The sequence below is a fragment of the Histophilus somni genome (assembly GCF_014202395.1).
In the GTDB taxonomy this organism is placed as follows: domain Bacteria; phylum Pseudomonadota; class Gammaproteobacteria; order Enterobacterales; family Pasteurellaceae; genus Histophilus; species Histophilus somni.
The window spans coordinates 31,609-52,751 of record NZ_JACHGQ010000003.1 but is presented as its reverse complement, the minus strand read 5'-3'; the positions used below and the strand labels follow the sequence as shown (position 1 = coordinate 52,751).

The following is a 21,143-nucleotide window of genomic DNA, read 5'->3' as shown; positions in this document are numbered from 1 at the left end:
TGTTACCATTTTACACATTTAAGAGGATTTATCCATGAAAAGATTAAGAAAATTATCAGTATTAGCATTTGTCGCTATGTTTGCTACCGGTTGTGCAACTATCGTGAGTAAACGCGATTATAATGTTTCAATTCAATCAAACCCTAGTAATGCCTACTTTGTGATAAAAAATAGAGCAGGAAAAGTTATTACATCCGGAAAAACACCTCAAAATGTTGTCTTACCAGCAGGAGCCGGATATTTCAAAGGCGAAAAATATGAAATTACTTTTACCCCTGAAGGTAAAAATGCCAAAAGCCAAACTTTTCTGTTAGAAGCAAAACTTGATGGTTGGTATATTGGAAACTTTGTATTTGGAGGCTTAATTGGGTTACTTATTGTTGATCCTATAACAGGTGCAATGTACAAATTACCTGATTATTTCCATGCTGATTTGGGACTGAATAACAAAACCGGATTACATATTATTTCAACAGATGTTTTAACTACGGAACAAAAATCAAAATTGGAACCAATTCAGTTATAAAAAATAATGTTAAGTTAAAGCTATTGTAGTAAAAAAATAAGGCGAGAACTCATCTCGCCTTAATTAAATGTTCAATAAGTGAACTATTTTAAGCTGCCAACCATATCTTCCGGACGTACCCATTCATCGAATTGTTCCGCACTCACCAACCCAAGATTGATGGCTTCTGCTTTCAATGTTGTACCATTTTTATGTGCAGTTTTCGCAATTTTAGCTGCATTTTCATAACCAATATGCGTATTAAGTGCGGTAACTAACATTAAAGATTGCTCCAGTTGTTGCTTAATACGTGGATAGTTTGGCTCAATACCCATTGCACAATGTTCATCAAATGACACACAAGCATCACCTAATAATTGTGCCGATTGTAAGAAATTGTATGCCATGACGGGTTTATACACATTTAATTGGAAATGACCTTGTGTACCTGCGAAAGAAATAGTGACATCATTACCTAGTACTTGTGCACAAACCATTGTCATTGCTTCACATTGCGTTGGGTTTACTTTACCCGGCATAATTGATGAACCCGGCTCATTTTCAGGAATGAGAATTTCCCCAATGCCTGAGCGTGGACCTGAAGCCAATAAACGAACATCATTGGCGATTTTGTAAAGAGAAACTGCTAACTGTTTTAAGGCACCATGAGTTTCAACAATCGCATCATGAGTTGCAAGAGCTTCAAATTTATTTTGTGCGGTAACAAAAGGCAACCCTGTAAATTTAGCAATATATTCCGCTACTTTTACATCATAGCCTTTAGGTGTATTCAGCCCTGTACCAACAGCTGTGCCACCTAAGGCAAGCTCACGCAAATGCGGTAAGGTGTTTTCCAGTGCCTTGATACCGAAAGCAAGTTGTGCCGCATACGCCGAAAACTCTTGGCCTAAAGTTAATGGTGTAGCATCCATTAAATGAGTACGACCAATTTTTACAACATCTTTAAATAATTCTGCTTTTTCTGCTAACGTTTTTTGCAAACGTCTGACACAAGGTAACGTATGTTCAACCACTTTTTTATAAGAGGCAATATGCATTGCGGTAGGATAAGTATCATTTGAAGATTGGGATTTATTGACATCATCATTCGGGTGAATAACGGATTTTTCTCCTAATTTACCGCCTTGAATGACATGTGCACGGTTTGCAACAACTTCATTGACATTCATATTCGATTGAGTGCCTGAACCAGTTTGCCAAATTACAAGAGGGAATTGGTCATCAAGTTTATTGGCAAGAATTTCATCGCAAGCCCGAGCGATTAAATCACGTTTTTCCGTATTTAACACACCTAAATCATGGTTTGCATAAGCGGCGGCTTTTTTTAAATAACCGAAAGCCTCAATAATTTCTTTTGGCATCGAAGCTTCAGGACCGATTTTGAAATTGTTACGAGAACGTTCTGTTTGTGCAGCCCAATATTTATCAGCAGGAACTTGAACTTCGCCCATAGTGTCTTTTTCGATACGAAATGCCATTTTATACCTCGCTATTAAAGTGAATTTAAAAATTTGAGGAGATTTTAACACTTTAGTAGTAGTGTTGGAACTGACTGAACCTGTAAATGTTCGGTTTTGTGATGTAGATCAAGAGTAAACATATTTATCTTTGGTGTTCATTTTTCTTTACATTTTTTATTCAACGTTTAGAATACGAAATCGATTGATTTTAAATGGGGTAAATTATGACAAAGCTGATTTCTTTTGATGATATTGTATGTAAAAGTGTAAAAATGCAGACGTTAATTGAAACAGCAAAAGCTTTTGCCGGATTGGACGCACCTTTACTCATTCAAGGAGAAACCGGAACAGGGAAAGACTTAATTGCAAAAGCCAGTCATAATGCCAGTCCTCGTAAGGATCACTTGTTTATTGCCATAAATTGTGCGGGGCTACCTGCTGAAGATGCAGAAAGTGAAATGTTCGGTCGTTTGGATAAGGGAATTGAAACAACAGGCTTTTTTGAATATGCCAATAGAGGGACGGTATTATTAGATGGTATTGCTGAACTTTCTTTAGAGCTACAAGCAAAACTGTTGCGTTTTTTAAACGATGGTACTTTTCGTCGTGTTGGCGAGGAAAAAGAACATTGTGCAAATGTAAGAGTAATTTGCACATCGCAAATTCCACTACAACACTATGTTGAACAAGGTAAAATGCGTGAAGATTTGTTTCATCGTCTAAATGTTTTAAGTTTGACTATTCCACCATTGCGTGAAAGAGTAGAAGATATTGAGCCTCTCACAGAAATATTTATTCGTCAAATTAGTGAAAAACTTTCTATTTCAGTACCGCACTTTAATGAGCGGTTTATTCAATATCTGAAAAATTATACTTGGGCTGGAAATGTGCGTGAATTATATAATGCCTTATATCGAGCTTGCTCATTAGCCAAAAATAATGAGTTGGCAATTGCTGATTTAAACTTATCAGAGCAAGAAATTTTGCCGGTTAATGTTGATCAATTTGCCGGTGAAACCTTAGAACAAATAATGAATAAGTTCGAGTCAATGGTGTTACAAAAATTTTATGAGCAATATCCAAGTAGCCGTAAGTTGGCAGCCCGTTTAGGGATGTCGCATACAGCCATTGCCAATAAATTAAAACAATACGGCATTGTCAAATAGACTTAAAAAGTGCGGTTTATTTGTCGCTGATTTCTGTTGATTCATAAAAACGTTTCAATAGCGGAAATTGCTTACTTAATTTAAGCCATTCAATTTTATCAATTTGAACATCAAGTAAGAATTCACCTTGTTCATTGATTTTCTCTTGCCGAACACAATTAAGCTGATAAAAACAATGCCGAATTTTACCGTATTGTGCAGCAAGATTGATCTCTAAATGTAGAATTTCGTGGCTTAATTTTTGTCGAATAGCCTCAACTAATAAATCCAAACCTTGATTTAATTGTGCAGAAAGATAAACAGCAATCGGTTGATTTTCTTCATCAAATTCAATATGAGGTTGAATATTCTCGACTTGATCAATTTTGTTATACACTAAAAGTGTTGTAACTTGGTTTGCTTTAATCTCACTTAAAACTTCATTAACCGTCAACATATTTTCTAATTTACGGCTATCTGCGACATCAATAACATGAAGCAATAAACTTGCTTCAGTAGTTTCTTGTAATGTTGATTTAAACGCAGAAACCAAGTCATGAGGCAACTCACGAATAAATCCAACAGTATCAGCAAGAACACAGTTCCCTACATCTTGAATTGGTAAACGTTTTAAAGTGGGATCTAGAGTTGCAAATAATTGATCTGCCACATAAACATTAGCTTGAGTTAGCACATTAAATAAAGTGGATTTTCCTGCATTCGTATAACCAACAAGGGAAATTGTCGGAATATCAGCTTTTCGGCGAGTTTGACGATTTTGATTTCTTTGTTTTGCTACTTTTTCTAAGCGATTTTGTAATTGAGTAATGCGAACTTTGATTAAACGGCGATCTGTTTCCAATTGTGTTTCACCCGGCCCACGCAATCCAACCGCACCTTTTTGTTGATCTAATCCTGTTTTTCGGCGGACTAAACGAGTTGCAAGGTGTCTGAGTTGTGCTAATTCAACTTGTAATTTTCCTTCATGCGACCTCGCTCTTTGAGCAAAAATATCTAAAATCAATCCTGTTCTATCGACAACACGACATTGACAGATACTTTCTAAATTACGAGTCTGTGCAGGTGTTAAGCTATGATTAACTAACACAATATCCGCATTGAGTTGTTCAACAACTTGAGCAATTTCCTCTGCCTTCCCTTGTCCAACAAAATATTTAGCTTGTGGCGTGGAGCGTGAGGTTGTGATTATTGAAAGAATATCAACATTTGCTGATTTAACCAAAAGTTGGAATTCCTGTAAATCCTCTAGATTTTTATTTTGAGAAAAGAAAACATGAACCACAATTGCTTTGTCAAATTGAGGCACATTTATGTTGGAAGAAAGTGCGGTAGGATCTTGGGCAAAATCAACCGCACTTGTGGTATATACTTTGAATTGCTTGTTTGTATTCAAAATTATTCAGTTTGATTTTCAGCTAATGCTTCCGCTTGCATTTCTTGAGTTTGAACAATATGGTGATGCTGAACACTATTATGATGAGAAACTGAACGAGCCGGAACGACTGTTGAAATTGCGTGTTTATACACCATTTGGTTAACTGTATTTTTCAATAAAATAACAAATTGGTCGAAAGATTCGATTTGACCCTGAAGTTTGATGCCATTAACTAAGTAGATTGATACAGGAATACGTTCACGACGTAATGCGTTTAAATAAGGATCTTGTAGTGATTGTCCTTTTGCCATTTTCTTTTCCTTCTTATACTAATTATAGGAGATAGATTGAAGATAAACCGAATTCTCCACTCGTTGATCAGTATAACAGTTATTTTTTTTATGTCTAATCATTTGAAAGGTCGAGAATATCTTTCTAAATCAAGATACGCTATTAAAAGGATTGACCTCTAAGGTAGAGAACAATCCTTTTTTCATTAATTAATACCGCACTTTTATCAACGCATAGTGACAAATTCTTCCGAGCCTGTCGGGTGAATAGCGACAGTATTATCAAAGTCCGCTTTAGTTGCCCCCATTTTAATCGCTACGGCAAAACCTTGAATCATCTCATCGACACCAAAACCTATAGCGTGTAAACCGACAATTTTTTCTTCTTTACCAACACAAACCAGCTTCATACGGCAAGGCTGACGGTGTGAAGTCACCGCACTATACATTGGTGTAAAAGAAGATGTATAAACTTTCACTGCTTCCGCACCGTATTGTTCAATAGCTTTAGGCTCAGTCAAACCAACAGTTCCTATCGTTGGATGACTAAATACTACCGTCGGAACAAGATGGTAATCTAAATGCTCATCCGGTTTATTATTAAATAAACGCTCAGATAAGCGACGACCTGCCGCAACCGCAACCGGCGTTAATTCAATTCCTCCCTCAATAATATCACCGACGGCATAAATACCTTCAACATTCGTATTTTGATATTTATCTACCTTGATAAATCCACGTTCGTTAGTTTCCACACCGGTTGAAGCCAAATTAATCACATCAGTGGCAGGTTCCCGACCGATTGCCCAAATTAAACAATCTACGTCCTGCGTTCTCCCATCTTCTAATTTAATTGTTAGAGAATTATCCGCATTTTTGATAATTTCTTGTGGAATAGCTTGCGTATGTAATTGAATACCATCTTGTTTCATTACTTCGACAAGAGTTTCAATAATCAGCGGATCAAAGCTACGAATTGGCGTTTGCCGACGAACAAATAAATGAGTTTCCGCACCTAAACTATTAACAACGCCCGCCAATTCAACGGCAATGTAACCCGCACCAACTACCGCAATGCGTTTTGGTAATTCGGTCAACGCAAAAAAACCATCAGAATCAATACCATATTCTGCTCCTGGAATTGTCGGGCGACTCGGACGTCCTCCGGTAGCAATTAAAATATGATCCGCTGTAACCAGCTCTTTTTCGCCGTTTGCATAACTCACTTCAATGGTTTTTGCATCAAAAAATTTAGCAAATCCACTTAATACATCAACATTATTCTTTGCAAGCACATTGTTGTACGAAGTATGAATACGATCGATATAAGCCTGACGACTTTCAACCAATTTGGCAAAATCAAAATGATTTAACGTAACATCAAAACCATAATCAGGTGCATATTTTGCAATAGCCTCAGCAACTTGTGCACCATAAAACATGACTTTTTTCGGCACACACCCGACATTCACACAAGTACCGCCCAAATATTTTGCTTCAATAATTGCACATTTTTTACCATAACTTGCAGCACGGTTAATTGAAGCAATACCGCCACTACCACCACCAATAGCAATATAATCATAATGTTTAGTCATTTTTCTCTCCTATATTTAAGTTTATGTATTCTGCTAAAAATTTGCCCAAAAAACCAACTGCCTGAATAAATTAATTTGATTGGTATTTTCTATTCCGGCGTAATCCATTTTACAGACCAATTACCGGTTCCTTCCGGTACTAAAGTGCGGGTCAAATAAGGCAAGATTTTTTTCATTTGATCTTCTAATGTCCATGGCGGATTAATCACAATCATGCCACTTGCAGTCATTCCTCGTTGTTCGGAGTCCGGACGTACCGCTAATTCAATCTGCAAAATTTTACGAATGCCGCTATTTTCCAAGCCCTTGATGATTCGTTTAGTTTGTTGTCGTAATACAACCGGATACCAAAGGGCGTAAATACCGGTTGCAAAACGTTTATATCCCTCTTCAATTGCTTTTACCACAAGATCATAATCTTCTTTTAGTTCATAAGGTGGATCAATTAAGATCAAACCTCGACGTTCTTTAGGCGGTAAAGTCGCTTTCAACTGCTGAAAACCATTATCCCGCTTTGTATTAATGTTATTGATTTCCTTAAATTCATTGCGTAACAAAGGATAATCTGCCGGATGTAACTCCGTTAACAATGCACGATCTTGTGAGCGTAAAAGTTGTGCGGCAATCAGGGGCGAACCTGCATAATAACGTAATTCTTTACCACCGTAATTCAGCTTTTTAATTAAAGAAATATAACGTTGAATTGCCTCGGGTAAATCCTCTTTTGCCCAAAGTCGAGCAATCCCCTCTCGATATTCCGCTGTTTTTTCCGCTTCATCACCGAATAAACGATAACGCCCGACACCAGAGTGTGTATCTAAATAATAAAATCCTTTTTCTTTTAATTTTAAATTTTCAATAATCAACATTAAAACAATATGTTTCAACACGTCAGCATGATTACCTGCGTGAAAACTGTGACGATAACTTAGCATAAACTTAGCCTTATAAAATAATGAAAGATAGACCGCACTTTTACAAAGTGCGGTTTGTTTTAGAAAATTTCTTCCGGTTCCGCACTTGGCAGATCCGTTTCAGAAGGAAGGTAGTAACCACGTCCTTGTTGAACGAATGTTCTTTTAGGTTCCGTACCTCTAATAAAATATTCTATTTTCCCTTCTCCCGTTTCTGCCAATAAACCGGATCTAACATCAATATTTTTTTCCACTATATTTGGCGGTAAGGCAAGTTTTCTTTCCGGAATATCGTTTAAACTGAATTTCATATAGGAAATCCATGCAGGCATAGCTGTTGCCGAGCCTGTTTCTCCTCTTCCTAAACTCCTTTTATTATCATCAAATCCGACATATACCACAGTGGCTAGATTTGCACCAAATCCCGCATACCATGCAACCTTAGAATTATTGGTTGTACCCGTTTTTCCGCCAATATCACGACGCTTGAAGTGTTCTGCCATTCGCCAACTGGTTCCTTTCCAATCAAGTCCTTCTTCACCAAAGACCGCACTGGTTAATGCACTACGAATAAGAAAAGCCAATTCACCACTGATCACACGAGGTGCATATTGTTCCGTCGAATGCTCCGTCTTCGCCTCAGCCATAAAGAGAACCGCACTTTCATCTAATTTTTTATTAACCGTATTTAATTCGGGTATATCAGTAATTTCACTGACTTCCTCCCCCCCTAAATCTAAGGCATTGGCATTATCCGATATAGATGTATTCTCTTTAAATCCGTCTAATTTCTCTGTTTCTCCATAAATTACCGGAATATCATGACAAGTGATACAAGCTATTTTAGGGTTCGCAATAAATACATCATTCCCCATATTATCTTGAATTTTTTCAATTAAATACGGATCAACTAAAAAACCGCCATTATCAAATACTGCGTAAGCCCTTGCCATCTCCAACGGAGTAAAAGAGGCTGCACCTAATGCCATCGCTTCACTGGCAAAAATATTCTCCGACTTAAAACCAAAACGTTGCAAAAACTCGGCACTGAAATCAACACCTGCCATTTGGATCGCACGAATAGCGATCATATTTTTTGATAATCCTAATCCTACACGTAATCGAGTTGGACCATCATATCGATTTGGTGAATTTTTAGGTGTCCAAGGTTCTTGCCCCGGTTTTTGAATAACAATTTCCGAATCCAATAAAACACTTGATAAAGTTAATCCTTTCTCCAAGGCAGCAGCGTAAATGAAAGGTTTAATGGATGAGCCAACTTGCACCAAGGATTGTGTAGCACGATTAAATTTACTTTGCTCAAAACTAAAACCGCCAACTAACGCTTCAATAGCACCATTATCACTATTAAGAGAAACTAATGCAGAATTAGCTTCCGGAATTTGCCCTAAAACCCATTCTTTATTCTGTTGTCTTACCCAAATTTGATCGCCCTCTTTAGGCATTTTTTTACCCGCCCAACGCATCGCATTGTTAGATAAAGTAATATTCTTACCATCCGCTAACAACAAGTTAGCGCCCGTTTTACTTATGGACAGAACAGCAGCAGGAATAAATGGATTGGAATTTGGTAAAGATTTTAGATGTGCTACAATCGCCTCTGTTTCCCAAGCCTTTTCATTTTTCTTCCATAAAGTGACCGCACCACGATAACCATGTCGTATGTCATAAGCAATAAGGTTCTCACGTAAAGCCTTCTGTGCTTGTGCCTGATCTTTGGATAAAATTGTTGTGAACACCTTATATCCTTTCGTATAAGCCTGTTCTTCGCCAAAGCGTCTTACCATTTCTTGACGGACCATTTCACTCACATAATCAGCTCGAAATTCTAACTGTGTTCCATGATAAGAGGCAACAATAGGTTCGCTTATCGCCGCATCATATTCAGCTTTAGAAATATAGTTCGTCTCAAGCATACGCCCCAATACAACATTACGTCTATCCTGTGCACGTTTTAATGAACTGATTGGATTCATTGTTGAAGGTGCTTTAGGCAATCCGGCAATGACAGCCATTTCAGATAAAGTTAACTGCGATAATTCTTTACCGAAATAGGTTTTTGCCGCTGCCGCAACGCCATAAGCACGGTAACCGAAATAAATTTTATTTAGGTAAAGCTCTAAAATTTCATCCTTAGTTAAAACATGCTCAATTTCAATGGCTAAAATTGCCTCTTTAATTTTACGGACAAGATTTTTTTCCGGTGTTAAGAAAAAATTGCGTGCTAATTGCTGAGTGATCGTGCTTGCTCCCTGAGAAGCATTTCCTTTGCTGATAGCTACACTAATAGCTCGAGCAATACCAATAGGATCTAATCCATGATGTTCATAAAAACGATTATCTTCCGTGGCCAATACAGCCTCAATTAATTTTTGTGGAATATCCTGCAATTTAACCGGAATACGCCGCTGCTCCCCTACTTCACCAATCAATTTTCCATCAGCAGTATAAATTTGCATGGGTTGCTGTAACTCAACTGTTTTTAAACCATCAACACCGGGCAAATCTTTCTTTATCTGAATGTAAAAAATACCGACTACAACACACCCTAAAATAATCAACGTTAGTAAGGTACTAAATATTAATTTTGCGATCCTCATCGTAAAATTCTCTCTTATTTAATGTATTTGAAAAAAATATATCGATAATCAATGAGGTAAGTATAAAGGATTTAGCTAATAAAGCTAAGTTTTAAAATATAAATTTTATTAAAGAGAATATGAAATGAGACCTAACAAAAAAACAGCAAATATTTTACAAATTGGTATTCATAGACAAGATGAACAATGGCAATTCCTCTGGTTTGATGAACAAAAACAACCGCACTTTTTAACTAAAAACGATAATCCCCCTCTTAAACTATCTGATTTGACACCACAATTCGCAAAGAATATCTGCACATGGATAGCCTGTTTACCCAATCAGCACGTCTGGGTAAAAACAATCATATTGACGCAAAAGTTAAATGAGCAAGAATGCCAACAACAATGTAACTTAATCATAGAAAATGAATTGCCGACAGATTTCGATGATATTTGGTACGACTACCAATATAAAGAATTAACACAAGGTGCAAAACTGGCTATCTACGTTGTTAGAAAACAAACAGCTCAAAATTATGTGCATCGTTTTTTCCCTATAAAAATTAATACATTAGATTGCTTAAGTAATAGCCTACTACGAGCATTCCATTATTTTCACCCCCAAAAAGAAAAGATGGAAACATTATATTTATATCAGGATCGTAACGGCTGTATAGCAATACAAGAAATCGGACAACAAACCATCGTTCTACAAAAAAATGACAAAAATATTACCGCACTTTATCAAGAATTCTGCCAACGTTTTAACTGCCAACCTCAACACGTTTGGTGCTATTGTGAAAAAAATGAACAACAAAATATCACTCATAAATGGAACATCATTAATACCGAATTGCCTTTTATTGCTTTAGGAAATGCTCTTTGGGGAAGACATGAACTCTATCAAATAACGGAATTAAAGGAATAATAAATGCGTAATATTGAAATTAATTTATTACCTTGGCGACAAGAAATTTATCGACAAAAAATAAAATCGTTTATTTATAAATCACTTGCCAGCCTCATTATCTGTCTTGCTGGTGTAACTTTTATACTTTATTTAACTCAAAAAATTGACACCGAAATAGATAAAAAAAGAGAGCAAATACAACAAATTGACAATAAACTTGCAAAAATAAAACAGAACATTTCTACATTACAAAGAAATTATGGCGGTAAATCAAAAAACTTAAAAAAATTACCGAATGAACAATTTTTATCAATATTAACAACAATTTCTAAACTTCCGTTACAAAGTGGGGAATTAAACGAGCTGTCCTTAGATTTTGAAAAATTAATTTTGCAAGGTGAAACGGAGAAAAATAATGAAGTTGAACAGCTACAAAAATTCTTGAAACAACAAAATTTGTTTTCAAATGTAAAACTGTTGACCTTTAAAGAAAAACAAATTGATCAGAGAAGATCAGTCATATTTGAATTTGAATTAAGTTTAACTCAACATAAGGAATAGATCATGAAGTTACAGCATTCTGATAATTTGTTAGTAAAATGGGTAAATTTATCTTCACTAAAACAAATTTTAATTTTTTTCTTAATAATTTTGATAAGCTCAATTTATCCCTCGCTCAATTATATTCAGCAACAAGAAATTGCACACAAACTTCAAGTTGAAATTGACGAAAAAAATGCTCGACTTGTTCACAGGCAACAAATATTAACCAGCTTAAAGGAACGCTATCAACAAAATAATATTGAGTTTAATAAACCTCTTGCACAAATTAATCAAAAATTACAATTGTTAAATAATGGAAAATTATTATTTGAACAATCTCATTGGCAAATGGGAAATCAACCTATTTTAACTTTTCACGTTAAAGGCTATTTTTCCGATTTATCTCAATTTTTAACCGCACTTTTACCTCAAGTTCCACTCAATTTAGTTTCGTTGCAAATTTCTCATAGTGAAAATGAAGATTTTTCCATTCAAGCCGATATTTCTTTACAACTTTAGTCATGGAGAATACCTATGTTAATTAAAAATTTCTTATATTTCTTTTTGTTCTTATTCACAGTAAGTGTGGAATTATCTGCTAGAGATCCCTTTGATAAAAGACAAAGAAGCATAAAAAAAGAGACAAATATACAATTAGATACAAAGGAAAATTTGTCAAAATCGACTAATGAGCCAAATTTAACGACGACTTCGATCAAATTACATTATGCTAAAGCGGCTGATGTAATGAAATCACTGACTACAGGTCAAGGTTCATGGCTTTCATCAAATGGAACTTTTAGTTTTGATGAACGAAGTAACTTGCTCTTAATTCAGGATAATCAGGAAACTCTCAATGCCTTAAAAAAATTAATCAAAGAAATGGATCAACCTATTGAACAAATTGCAATTGAAGCGAGAATTGTAACAATTAGCGATGAAAATTTAAAAGAATTGGGGGTTCGTTGGGGAATTTTTGAGCCTACAAATAACGCTCATCATCTTTCAGGCAATCTAGCAGCAAACGGATTTCAGCATTTAACGGAACAACTTAACGTCAATTTTGCTACTACCGCAACACCTGCAGGTTCTATTGCTTTACAAATTGCCAAAATTAATGATCGACTTTTAGACTTAGAACTTACCGCACTTGAACGAGAAAATAATGTAGAAATTATTGCAAGCCCTCGTTTACTTACAACGAATAAGCAAAGTGCAAGTATTAAACAAGGAACTGAAATTCCTTATGTTATTACCGGCAAGAAATCTGATGAACAGAAAGTAGAGTTTAGAGAAGCAGTTTTAGGATTAGAAGTAACGCCACACATTTCTAAAGACAATACTATTTTACTGGATCTCATTGTAAGCCAAAACTCCCCTGGAAGTCGTATTACTTATGGGCAAAATGAAATGGTATCTATTGATAAACAAGAAATTAATACTCAAGTTTTTGCACAAGATGGGGAAACGATTGTGTTGGGTGGCGTATTTCACGATACAATCACAAAAGGAGTAGATAAAGTACCGCTGTTAGGAGACATACCTATATTAAAAAGACTGTTCAGCCGTGAAAGTGAAAGACACCAAAAACGTGAATTAGTCATTTTTGTTACCCCAAGGATCATTCGTTCAGAACAACCTAATGAAATAATAAAACCATTAAAATAGTATTAAAATAAACCGCACTTAATGAAATCTTAAAATAAATCCCCTTTTAGGTTGAAAAAAGGGGGCATTTATTGAGATAATCTCCATTATTTTTGGGCGATCTTTTACGACCTCTTTATTTTAGGTCGTTTGTTTTTTATAAGATCAATTTTTTAATTTTATTTGTAAAGAAGAAGTACAAATGGCAGAAAAACGTAATATTTTTTTAGTGGGTCCTATGGGGGCTGGAAAAAGTACAATCGGTCGTCAATTAGCACAAATTTTAGGCATGGAATTTATTGATACTGATGCCGAAATTGAACAACGTGCAGGTGCAGATATTAGCTGGATTTTTGACGTTGAGGGGGAAGAAGGTTTTCGTAAACGCGAAGAACGTATCATCAATGAACTAACTCAAAAACAAGGCATTGTGCTTTCTACCGGTGGTGGTGCAATCGTATCAAAAGATAATCGTAATTATTTATCTGCTCGTGGCACCGTTATTTATTTAGAAACGACCGTTGAAAAACAATTCCAACGTACTCAACGTGATAAAAAACGTCCATTACTACAAAATGTTGAAGATCCTCGCCAAGTATTAGAAGATTTAGCCAAAGTCCGCAACCCTTTATATGAAGAAGTGGCTGATATTATTTTGCCGACAGACGAGCAAAGTGCCAAATTAATGGCGAATCAAATCATTGATTTAATTGATAATCTTAAAATCTAATTACATTTTGAGGTATAAAATGCTGTGTGTAAATGTAGAACTAAGGGAACGTAGTTATCCTATCCATATCGGAATGGGGTTATTATCCGAACCACAAGTTTATCCGCTAAAAAAAGGCGATAAGGTGATGATTGTAACTAACCCTACAGTTGCACAGTATTATTTATCCTCTATAACAGACACCTTAGAAAAAATTGGTTGCTCGGTAGAGAATGTGCAACTCCCAGAAGGTGAACAATACAAAACTTTAGAATCTCTAGACTTAATTTTTACCGCACTTTTAAAAGCTAATCATGGACGAGATACCTCTATTATTGCACTGGGTGGCGGTGTGATCGGTGATATTGCCGGATATGCAGCGGCAAGCTATCAACGTGGTGTCCGTTTTATTCAAATTCCAACCACTTTACTTGCTCAAGTAGATTCTTCCGTTGGGGGAAAAACGGCTGTCAATCACAAATTAGGAAAAAACATGATCGGTGCTTTTTATCAACCTTGTGCCGTTATTATTGATACGCTAACGCTAACTACTTTACCTAAAAGGGAAATTCACGCAGGTTTAGCTGAAGTCATTAAATATGGTGCTATTTTAGATGATGAATTTTTTACATGGCTAGAAAAACATATAACTAATTTAGTTGCTTTAGAACAACAATATTTACAGCAGTGCATTGCTCGCTGTTGTCAAATTAAAGCAGATGTGGTTACTCGTGATGAAACTGAAAAAGGAGAGCGTGCGTTATTAAATTTAGGTCATACTTTCGGGCATGCTATCGAAACTCACCTTGGATATGGAAATTGGTTACATGGAGAAGCAGTCGCAACCGGAATGATGATAGCTGCGGTCTTGTCTAATAAATTAGGTGATTTATCACTTAACGATGTAACGAGACTGGAGAAACTTTTAACTCAAACAGATTTACCTACAGCCTCACCTGATACAATGAAAGCTGAAGATTATCTACCACATATGATGCGTGATAAAAAGGTTCTTGCTGGAAAATTACGCCTAGTCTTACTAAAATCACTTGGTCAAGCCTACGTTGCAACAGATACGGACAAAGAATACGTGCTTGATGCAATTCGTACCTGTTCAAAAAAAAGTTAATCTTTCATGTCCAGCAAAGGAACTTCTTCTAATTTAGTGAAATATCGCCCATTTTTAAAATGGGCAGGCGGTAAGTTTCGCTTAACAGAGGAAATTAACAAACTTTTACCTAAAAATAAAACTTGCCTTATTGAGCCTTTCGTCGGTGCCGGTTCTGTATTCTTAAATACTCATTTTGAACACTATATTCTCGTAGATATTAACCCTGACTTGATCCATCTATTTAATATTGTAAAGCAAGATGTTGAACATTATATTGCGGCATGCAAACCAGTATTTTTCCATGATCAAGCTAATACCGCTAATTATTATTACCATCGCAGAGCTGAATTTAATTTATCGCAAAATATTTTTGAACGTGCGGTTTTGTTTTTATACTTAAATAGATATGGTTTCAACGGATTATGCAGATATAATGCTAAAAATGAATTTAATGTTCCATTCGGTAGTTATAAAACACATTATTTTCCGGAGTCTGAACTACGTTATTTTGCCCAAAAAGCACAAAGAGCGGTGTTTATTTGTGCTGATTTCCAACAAGCATTTTCAATGATCAATAATGATTCTGTTATTTATTGTGATCCGCCTTATGCACCATTGAAACAAAACTCAAACTTTACCAGCTATTCAGGTAATGAATTTTCTTTATCTCATCAACAAAATTTAGCTCAACTGGCAAAAGATACCGCACTAAACCACGGTGTACCGGTCTTAATCTCTAACCACGATACCAAATTTACCAGAGAGATCTACAAAGACGCAAAAATTAAACGCTTAAAAGTTCAGCGTTCTATTAGCAAATCATCTCACAAAAGAATTAAAGTAAATGAATTGATAGCAGTTTTTAATCACAAAAAATCGGTCCCTTAATAAAATTTTATATTAAAGAACCGACAAAGTTTAGCCATAACGAATTTCTACAAGTCCTGCACCAGTTGTTTCAAATAGGTTTTAAAATTCTCCCCTAATTGAGGGTGTTGTAAACCATATTCCACAAAGGCTTGCATATATCCTATTTTATCTCCACAATCAAAAGCCTTGCCGGTCATATGAAATGCTTCAACTACTTCTTTTTCAATTAGCATACCAATAGCATCAGTTAATTGGATTTCGTTACCGACACCAACTGGTGTTTTTTCCAATAGATCCCAAATTGTCGCTGAAAAAACATAACGCCCAACAACAGACAAATTGGAAGGTGCGTCCTCAAATGAGGGTTTCTCAATAATATTTGAGATTTTAACACTCTCACCAACATTTAAAGTAACACCGCCACAATCAACAATACCATAACTGCTAATATCTTTATCAGGTACAGGTGAAACCATTATCTGACTATTTCCCGTTTCTTTAAAACGCTTCAGCATTGCAGCAAGATTTTCTGTTTTTTGATTACTATCAAATTCAGCAAGTAATACATCAGGTAAAACAACGGCAAAAGCTTCCTTGCCAACAATTGCTCGCCCGCAAAGTACAGCATGCCCTAGTCCCTTAGCATTCCCTTGACGAACATGCATAATAGTAACGCCTGTCGGACAAATAGAACGAACTTCATCTAAAAGCTGGCGTTTAACACGCTGTTCCAACATAGTTTCTAACTCAAAAGATGTATCAAAATGATTTTCTATAGCATTTTTGGAAGAATGCGTTACCAGCACAATCTCTTTAATCCCTGCATTAACACATTCATTAACGACATACTGAATTAACGGTTTGTCAACCAACGTTAACATTTCCTTGGGAATTGCTTTAGTTGCCGGCAACATACGCGTTCCTAAGCCGGCAACAGGAATAATTACTTTCATTTTAATTTCCTTAATTAGAGCCATAAATAACCGCACTTTGCGGAAACAAAGTGCGGTCTTACTTAAGTTTAATTTATTGACGCAATAAAGCGAGAATTTCTTCTGTTTTTTCTGTCATCAATTGTTTATCGCCTCGTGTTTCTAAATTCAAACGAACAACCGGCTCCGTATTTGAACTGCGTAAATTAAAACGCCAATTTGGATACTCAATGCTGATACCATCAGTTTCATCTACACTGACTGCCTCTTTTTCATAAGCAACACGCACACGCTCTATTGCAGACTTCGCATCAACTAACTTACTGTTAATTTCACCCGGTGATGGATAGGTTTCAAGACTATTCCCCACTAACTCACCTAGTGATTTACCTGTGGTTGACACTAACTCCATAACAAGCAACCAAGGAATCATTCCGCTATCACAATAGAAAAAATCACGGAAATAATGGTGTGCACTCATTTCACCCCCATAGATAGCATCAACAGTACGCATTTTTTCTTTGATGAAAGAATGTCCGGATTTAGACATAACCGCTTCGCCGCCATTATCTTCAACTAACTTAATCGTATTCCAAATTAAGCGTGGATCATAAATTATCTTAGCCCCTTTATTTTTCTGTAAAAATGCTTGTGCCAATAATCCCACAATATAATAACCTTCAATAAAACCGCCCTCTTCATCAAATAGGAAACAGCGGTCAAAGTCGCCATCAAAAGCAATCCCCATATCAGCTTTATGCTCTAACACGGCATCAATCGTATCTTGACGGTTTTCATGCAAAATCGGATTAGGAATTCCATTCGGGAAAGTACCATCCGGATTATTGTGAACTTTCACAAATTCAACAGGCACATGCTTAGCTCGGAATTGTGCTTCAATAGCATCAATAACATGACCTGCTGCACCATTGCCTGAATTAATCACCAATTTCATTGGCTTTAAATTTTCCAAATTAATGTAAGATAAGAGATGCTCAATATAATGCCCTAATACTGAAAGTTGTTTATACTCCCCACGTTGGGAAACTGGAGCAAAATTATTTTCTTCCGCAAGACGTTGAATATCTGCAAGACCTGTATCTGCACTAATCGGACGCGAACCTTCACGTACAAGCTTCAATCCATTGTAATCCATAGGATTATGACTGGCTGTTACTTCAATACCACCATCAGCTTTTAAGAATGAAGTCGCAAAATAGACCTCTTCAGTGCCCGTCTCTCCCAAATCAATAACATTAACACCTGAGTCCAAAAGACCATTTGTTACAGCACTTTTTAATTCTTTACTTGTTAAACGAACATCACCACCGACAACAATCGTTTTGGGTTTTAAAAATTGTCCAAATGCACGACCAATACGATATACAATATCCACGTTCAATTCATCACCCAAACGACCTCGAATATCATATGCTTTAAAACAAGTTAGTTTACTCATAATTTCTCCATATCTTATCGTTCAAAAAGCCAATTACAACTGCTGTTCATCTTTAACATCTCTAATACGATGATAAATTTCTTCTCTATGAACAGAAACCTCTTTCGGTGCTTCAACACCGATTTTTACTTGATTGCCACGTATATTTAATATTGTGATAGAAATATCGTCGCCAATGAGTAAGCTCTCGCCAACTTTTCTGGTCAATATCAGCATATAACCCTCTCATTTCAGTTGAATTTATAAGATCTCTATCTTGCTTAAAATCCTTAAATAACAAAGCGTTATAATAATAAAGCATGATAATAATGAAGTGTTATCCGACTTACATTGTACGTTATTTATTCCCACAAAGAGATGAATAATATTCAAAAATGTGAGCCACAACACAAAATTTTTACTTTATAAATTTTTATGTAACCATTCGTTACAAACTGTTAACGCCTTGGAGATATTTTCCGGCTGTGATCCACCCGCCATTGCCATATCAGGACGTCCGCCACCTTTACCACCCACTTGCTGTGCCATTAAATTAACTAATTCACCTGCTTTAACTTTAGAGGTTAAATCCGTTGTCACGCCAACAACTAGATTAACCTTATCTTCGTTCTTCGTAACAAAAGCAATTACCGCTGATCCCAACTGATTTTTCAAATCATCGACAATAACACGTAAAGATTTTACATCCATATTTTCAAGCTGTTGAACAATAACAGAAACACCATTAATTTCTACCGCACTTTTAGCAATATCGGAACCCGCCTTCATCGCAGATTTTTCTTTTAGTGCTTGCAACTCTTTTTCTGTTTTCTTCGCTTTATCTTGTAATTGCTGAATTTTTTCGACTAATGAATTTGCATCAGACTTCAAAAGATCCGCACTTTGCATTAAGATCTGTTGCTGTTGTTGCAACCAATTAATTGCAACCTCTCCAGTTACTGCCTCAACACGTCGAACTCCGGCCGCAATAGCAGATTCGGAAACAATCTTAAATAGACCAATTTCACCCGTACGTTTTACATGAATACCGCCACAAAGCTCAATAGAAAACTCGCCCATTTTCACAACACGCACTACATCACCATATTTTTCACCAAATAATGCCATAGCCCCCTTAGCTTTCGCTTCATCAATAGGCATAACTTCGGTTACTACCAAATGATTAGCTCGAATATGCTGATTTACGAGGCATTCAATTTCAAACAATTGTTCTTGGCTAATCGCTTCAGGTTGAGCAAAGTCAAAACGTAATATTGTATCTGATACAAGAGAGCCTTTTTGTGCAACATGAGTACCTAATACTTGACGTAAAGCCGCATGTAATAAATGCGTAGCACTATGATTTAATGAAGTTTTTGTACGATGTTCCGTATCAACAACAGCATTGATTGTTTGACCAACGTTTAATGTGCCTTGAATTAACGTACCGATATGACCAAAAACTTGCCCATATTTTTGCGTATCTTTCACGTCAAACCGCATATTTGTCGCAATCAGGCAACCTCTATCACCTATTTGTCCGCCGGACTCAGCATAAAACGGTGTATCATCTAAAATAACAACCGCACTTTGCCCTGCACTAATACTCTCAACGGATTTACCTTCATAGAAAAGTGCGGTAACTTTTGCCTGAGTTTCAGCCTCAGTATAACCTTCAAAAGTAGTTGTCCCTTCTACACGAATAACATTATTGTAATCTACACCAAATCGGCTTGCCGCCTGTGCACGCAAGCGTTGCACTTCCATTTCACGCTCGAAGCCTTCCTCATCAATACGAATATTACGCTCACGGCAAACATCGGCAGTTAAATCTAATGGAAAACCGTAAGTATCATATAATTTAAATGCTACTTCACCGGATAACACACCATCTTTTACGTTAATTAAAGCCTCATCTAACAAGGCTAAACCACGTTCTAAAGTACGAGCAAATTGCTCTTCCTCTAATTGTAGCAGTTTCTCTACATTGGCTTGCTTCGCTTTTACATCTTTACCGGCTGTAGCCATAACATCGATCAAAACCGGTACGAGCTTATAAAAGAAAGTGTCTTTAGCACCTAATAAATGTCCGTGACGAACCGCACGACGGATAATGCGACGTAAAACATATCCACGTCCTTCATTAGAAGGAATAACGCCATCTGCAATTAAATAGGCACAAGAACGAATATGATCAGCTATAACACGCAACGATTTGTTAGTTAAATCTTTTTCCCCTGTCAGTTCTGCAACCTTAGCAATTAATTTTTGGAAAATATCAATATCATAGTTTGAATTTACATGCTGTATTACCGCACTAATGCGTTCTAACCCCATCCCCGTATCAACGGAAGGTTTTGGTAATTTTTCCATCGTACCGTCAGCCAATCGATTGAATTGCATAAATACAATATTCCAAACCTCAATATAACGATCGCCATCTTCTTCCTCACTACCTGGTAAACCACCCCACACATGCTCACCATGATCGTAAAAAATTTCAGTGCAAGGACCGCAAGGTCCTGTATCACCCATCGCCCAAAAGTTATCAGAAGCATAAGGGGCACCTTTATTATCACCAATGCGAATAATATGATTTTCCGGCACACCAACTCCTTTATACCAAATACCATAGGCCTCATCATCAGTTTCATAAACAGTAACATATAGTTTTTCTTTTGGTAATCCGAGCCATTCCGGTGAAGTTAAAAATTCCCAAGCAAATTTAATAGCATCTTGTTTGAAATAATCTCCAAAACTAAAATTACCAAGCATTTCGAAAAAAGTATGATGACGAGCGGTATAGCCGACATTTTCTAAGTCATTATGTTTACCGCCTGCACGTACACAACGCTGTGCTGTAGTTGCTCTCGTATAAGAACGGGTATCCAATCCAAGAAAAACATCCTTAAATTGATTCATTCCCGCATTAGTAAAAAGTAACGTTGGATCATTTTCCGGTACAAGAGAGCTGCTATCTACAATTTGATGTCCCTTGCTATGGAAAAAATCCAAAAAAGCCTGTCTAATTTCTGCTGTTGTTTTCATTAA

Annotated in this window: 19 protein-coding genes; 9 read left to right on the top strand and 10 right to left on the bottom strand. The window is 36.3% G+C overall.

Annotation, left to right across the window (positions count from 1 at the left end; translation table 11 throughout):
• The first annotated feature begins 34 nt into the window (after window positions 1–34).
• On the top strand, window positions 35–526 hold the full coding sequence (locus HNR69_RS02535) for a hypothetical protein (protein ID WP_075293736.1): 492 nt from the start codon (window positions 35–37) through the stop codon (window positions 524–526).
• A gap of 83 nt (window positions 527–609) precedes the next feature.
• On the opposite strand, the gene fumC is transcribed toward HNR69_RS02535, so the two are convergent.
• Window positions 610–2,004, bottom strand: a complete 1,395-nt coding sequence (gene fumC, locus HNR69_RS02530; RefSeq protein ID WP_075293735.1) for a class II fumarate hydratase — start codon at window positions 2,002–2,004, stop codon at window positions 610–612.
• Window positions 2,005–2,210: 206 nt separating this feature from the next.
• On the opposite strand from fumC, the gene HNR69_RS02525 reads away from it, so the two are divergent.
• On the top strand, window positions 2,211–3,152 hold the full coding sequence (locus tag HNR69_RS02525; protein ID WP_075293734.1) for a sigma 54-interacting transcriptional regulator: 942 nt from the start codon (window positions 2,211–2,213) through the stop codon (window positions 3,150–3,152).
• A gap of 16 nt (window positions 3,153–3,168) precedes the next feature.
• Here the strand turns inward: HNR69_RS02525 and hflX are convergent, their stop codons facing one another.
• The 5 genes from hflX to HNR69_RS02500 form a co-directional block, all read right to left on the bottom strand.
• The gene (hflX, locus tag HNR69_RS02520) at window positions 3,169–4,545 is read right to left on the bottom strand and encodes a ribosome rescue GTPase HflX (RefSeq protein WP_075293733.1); all 1,377 of its coding nucleotides are present in this window, start codon (window positions 4,543–4,545) and stop codon (window positions 3,169–3,171) included.
• A 2-nt stretch (window positions 4,546–4,547) separates the two neighbouring features.
• The gene (hfq, locus tag HNR69_RS02515; protein WP_075293732.1) at window positions 4,548–4,838 is read right to left on the bottom strand and encodes an RNA chaperone Hfq; all 291 of its coding nucleotides are present in this window, start codon (window positions 4,836–4,838) and stop codon (window positions 4,548–4,550) included.
• Window positions 4,839–5,044: 206 nt separating this feature from the next.
• A complete protein-coding gene (gene gorA, locus HNR69_RS02510; RefSeq protein ID WP_075293731.1) occupies window positions 5,045–6,415 on the bottom strand; it encodes a glutathione-disulfide reductase in 1,371 nt (456 codons plus the stop codon).
• 89 nt (window positions 6,416–6,504) lie between these two features.
• Window positions 6,505–7,350 (bottom strand): 23S rRNA (adenine(2030)-N(6))-methyltransferase RlmJ, encoded by an 846-nt coding sequence (locus HNR69_RS02505; RefSeq protein WP_075293730.1) that lies wholly within the window; start codon window positions 7,348–7,350, stop codon window positions 6,505–6,507.
• A 59-nt stretch (window positions 7,351–7,409) separates the two neighbouring features.
• Window positions 7,410–9,950, bottom strand: a complete 2,541-nt coding sequence (locus HNR69_RS02500) for a penicillin-binding protein 1A (RefSeq protein ID WP_075293729.1) — start codon at window positions 9,948–9,950, stop codon at window positions 7,410–7,412.
• Window positions 9,951–10,074: 124 nt separating this feature from the next.
• Between HNR69_RS02500 and HNR69_RS02495 the strand changes: the two genes are divergently transcribed.
• The 7 genes from HNR69_RS02495 to HNR69_RS02465 all read left to right on the top strand — a co-directional run bounded on the left by HNR69_RS02495 (window position 10,075) and on the right by HNR69_RS02465 (window position 15,740).
• The gene (locus HNR69_RS02495; RefSeq protein WP_012340257.1) at window positions 10,075–10,860 is read left to right on the top strand and encodes a hypothetical protein; all 786 of its coding nucleotides are present in this window, start codon (window positions 10,075–10,077) and stop codon (window positions 10,858–10,860) included.
• A 3-nt stretch (window positions 10,861–10,863) separates the two neighbouring features.
• The gene (locus tag HNR69_RS02490) at window positions 10,864–11,403 is read left to right on the top strand and encodes a PilN domain-containing protein (RefSeq protein WP_012340256.1); all 540 of its coding nucleotides are present in this window, start codon (window positions 10,864–10,866) and stop codon (window positions 11,401–11,403) included.
• A 3-nt stretch (window positions 11,404–11,406) separates the two neighbouring features.
• Window positions 11,407–11,904 (top strand): hypothetical protein, encoded by a 498-nt coding sequence (locus HNR69_RS02485; protein ID WP_011609266.1) that lies wholly within the window; start codon window positions 11,407–11,409, stop codon window positions 11,902–11,904.
• A gap of 15 nt (window positions 11,905–11,919) precedes the next feature.
• Window positions 11,920–13,053 carry a type IV pilus secretin PilQ gene (gene pilQ / locus HNR69_RS02480; RefSeq protein WP_012340255.1) on the top strand — a complete coding sequence of 378 codons (1,134 nt, stop codon included), beginning with the start codon at window positions 11,920–11,922 and terminating at the stop codon, window positions 13,051–13,053.
• A 181-nt stretch (window positions 13,054–13,234) separates the two neighbouring features.
• Window positions 13,235–13,762 carry a shikimate kinase AroK gene (gene aroK, locus HNR69_RS02475; protein WP_012340254.1) on the top strand — a complete coding sequence of 176 codons (528 nt, stop codon included), beginning with the start codon at window positions 13,235–13,237 and terminating at the stop codon, window positions 13,760–13,762.
• Window positions 13,763–13,781: 19 nt separating this feature from the next.
• Window positions 13,782–14,870 carry a 3-dehydroquinate synthase gene (gene aroB, locus HNR69_RS02470; RefSeq protein ID WP_075293728.1) on the top strand — a complete coding sequence of 363 codons (1,089 nt, stop codon included), beginning with the start codon at window positions 13,782–13,784 and terminating at the stop codon, window positions 14,868–14,870.
• A 6-nt stretch (window positions 14,871–14,876) separates the two neighbouring features.
• A complete protein-coding gene (locus tag HNR69_RS02465; protein WP_075293727.1) occupies window positions 14,877–15,740 on the top strand; it encodes a Dam family site-specific DNA-(adenine-N6)-methyltransferase in 864 nt (287 codons plus the stop codon).
• Between the two features lie 47 nt (window positions 15,741–15,787).
• Here HNR69_RS02465 and galU read toward each other — a convergent pair whose 3' ends face one another.
• The 4 genes from galU to alaS form a co-directional block, all read right to left on the bottom strand.
• Complete coding sequence (gene galU / locus HNR69_RS02460) at window positions 15,788–16,675, bottom strand: UTP--glucose-1-phosphate uridylyltransferase GalU (protein ID WP_075293726.1); 888 nt, start codon at window positions 16,673–16,675, stop codon at window positions 15,788–15,790.
• A gap of 73 nt (window positions 16,676–16,748) precedes the next feature.
• Complete coding sequence (locus HNR69_RS02455) at window positions 16,749–18,113, bottom strand: phosphohexomutase domain-containing protein (RefSeq protein ID WP_012340250.1); 1,365 nt, start codon at window positions 18,111–18,113, stop codon at window positions 16,749–16,751.
• 33 nt (window positions 18,114–18,146) lie between these two features.
• Complete coding sequence (csrA, locus tag HNR69_RS02450) at window positions 18,147–18,329, bottom strand: carbon storage regulator CsrA (RefSeq protein ID WP_012340249.1); 183 nt, start codon at window positions 18,327–18,329, stop codon at window positions 18,147–18,149.
• Between the two features lie 186 nt (window positions 18,330–18,515).
• On the bottom strand, window positions 18,516–21,140 hold the full coding sequence (alaS, locus tag HNR69_RS02445) for an alanine--tRNA ligase (RefSeq protein ID WP_075293725.1): 2,625 nt from the start codon (window positions 21,138–21,140) through the stop codon (window positions 18,516–18,518).
• Between the last annotated feature and the right edge of the window lie 3 nt (window positions 21,141–21,143).

Excerpts from the sequence above, each read along its gene's own strand:
- pilQ (WP_012340255.1), top strand. The coding sequence starts at position 11,920 with ATGTTAATTAAAAATTTCTTATATTTCTTTTTGTTCTTATTCACAGTA.
- aroB (WP_075293728.1), top strand. The coding sequence starts at position 13,782 with ATGCTGTGTGTAAATGTAGAACTAAGGGAACGTAGTTATCCTATCCAT.
- HNR69_RS02465 (WP_075293727.1), top strand. The coding sequence starts at position 14,877 with ATGTCCAGCAAAGGAACTTCTTCTAATTTAGTGAAATATCGCCCATTT.
- HNR69_RS02495 (WP_012340257.1), top strand. The coding sequence starts at position 10,075 with ATGAGACCTAACAAAAAAACAGCAAATATTTTACAAATTGGTATTCAT.
- csrA (WP_012340249.1), bottom strand. The coding sequence starts at position 18,329 with ATGCTGATATTGACCAGAAAAGTTGGCGAGAGCTTACTCATTGGCGAC.
- HNR69_RS02525 (WP_075293734.1), top strand. The coding sequence starts at position 2,211 with ATGACAAAGCTGATTTCTTTTGATGATATTGTATGTAAAAGTGTAAAA.
- HNR69_RS02490 (WP_012340256.1), top strand. The coding sequence starts at position 10,864 with ATGCGTAATATTGAAATTAATTTATTACCTTGGCGACAAGAAATTTAT.
- hfq (WP_075293732.1), bottom strand. The coding sequence starts at position 4,838 with ATGGCAAAAGGACAATCACTACAAGATCCTTATTTAAACGCATTACGT.
- HNR69_RS02505 (WP_075293730.1), bottom strand. The coding sequence starts at position 7,350 with ATGCTAAGTTATCGTCACAGTTTTCACGCAGGTAATCATGCTGACGTG.
- alaS (WP_075293725.1), bottom strand. The coding sequence starts at position 21,140 with ATGAAAACAACAGCAGAAATTAGACAGGCTTTTTTGGATTTTTTCCAT.
- fumC (WP_075293735.1), bottom strand. The coding sequence starts at position 2,004 with ATGGCATTTCGTATCGAAAAAGACACTATGGGCGAAGTTCAAGTTCCT.
- HNR69_RS02485 (WP_011609266.1), top strand. The coding sequence starts at position 11,407 with ATGAAGTTACAGCATTCTGATAATTTGTTAGTAAAATGGGTAAATTTA.
- HNR69_RS02500 (WP_075293729.1), bottom strand. The coding sequence starts at position 9,950 with ATGAGGATCGCAAAATTAATATTTAGTACCTTACTAACGTTGATTATT.
- gorA (WP_075293731.1), bottom strand. The coding sequence starts at position 6,415 with ATGACTAAACATTATGATTATATTGCTATTGGTGGTGGTAGTGGCGGT.
- galU (WP_075293726.1), bottom strand. The coding sequence starts at position 16,675 with ATGAAAGTAATTATTCCTGTTGCCGGCTTAGGAACGCGTATGTTGCCG.
- HNR69_RS02455 (WP_012340250.1), bottom strand. The coding sequence starts at position 18,113 with ATGAGTAAACTAACTTGTTTTAAAGCATATGATATTCGAGGTCGTTTG.
- HNR69_RS02535 (WP_075293736.1), top strand. The coding sequence starts at position 35 with ATGAAAAGATTAAGAAAATTATCAGTATTAGCATTTGTCGCTATGTTT.
- aroK (WP_012340254.1), top strand. The coding sequence starts at position 13,235 with ATGGCAGAAAAACGTAATATTTTTTTAGTGGGTCCTATGGGGGCTGGA.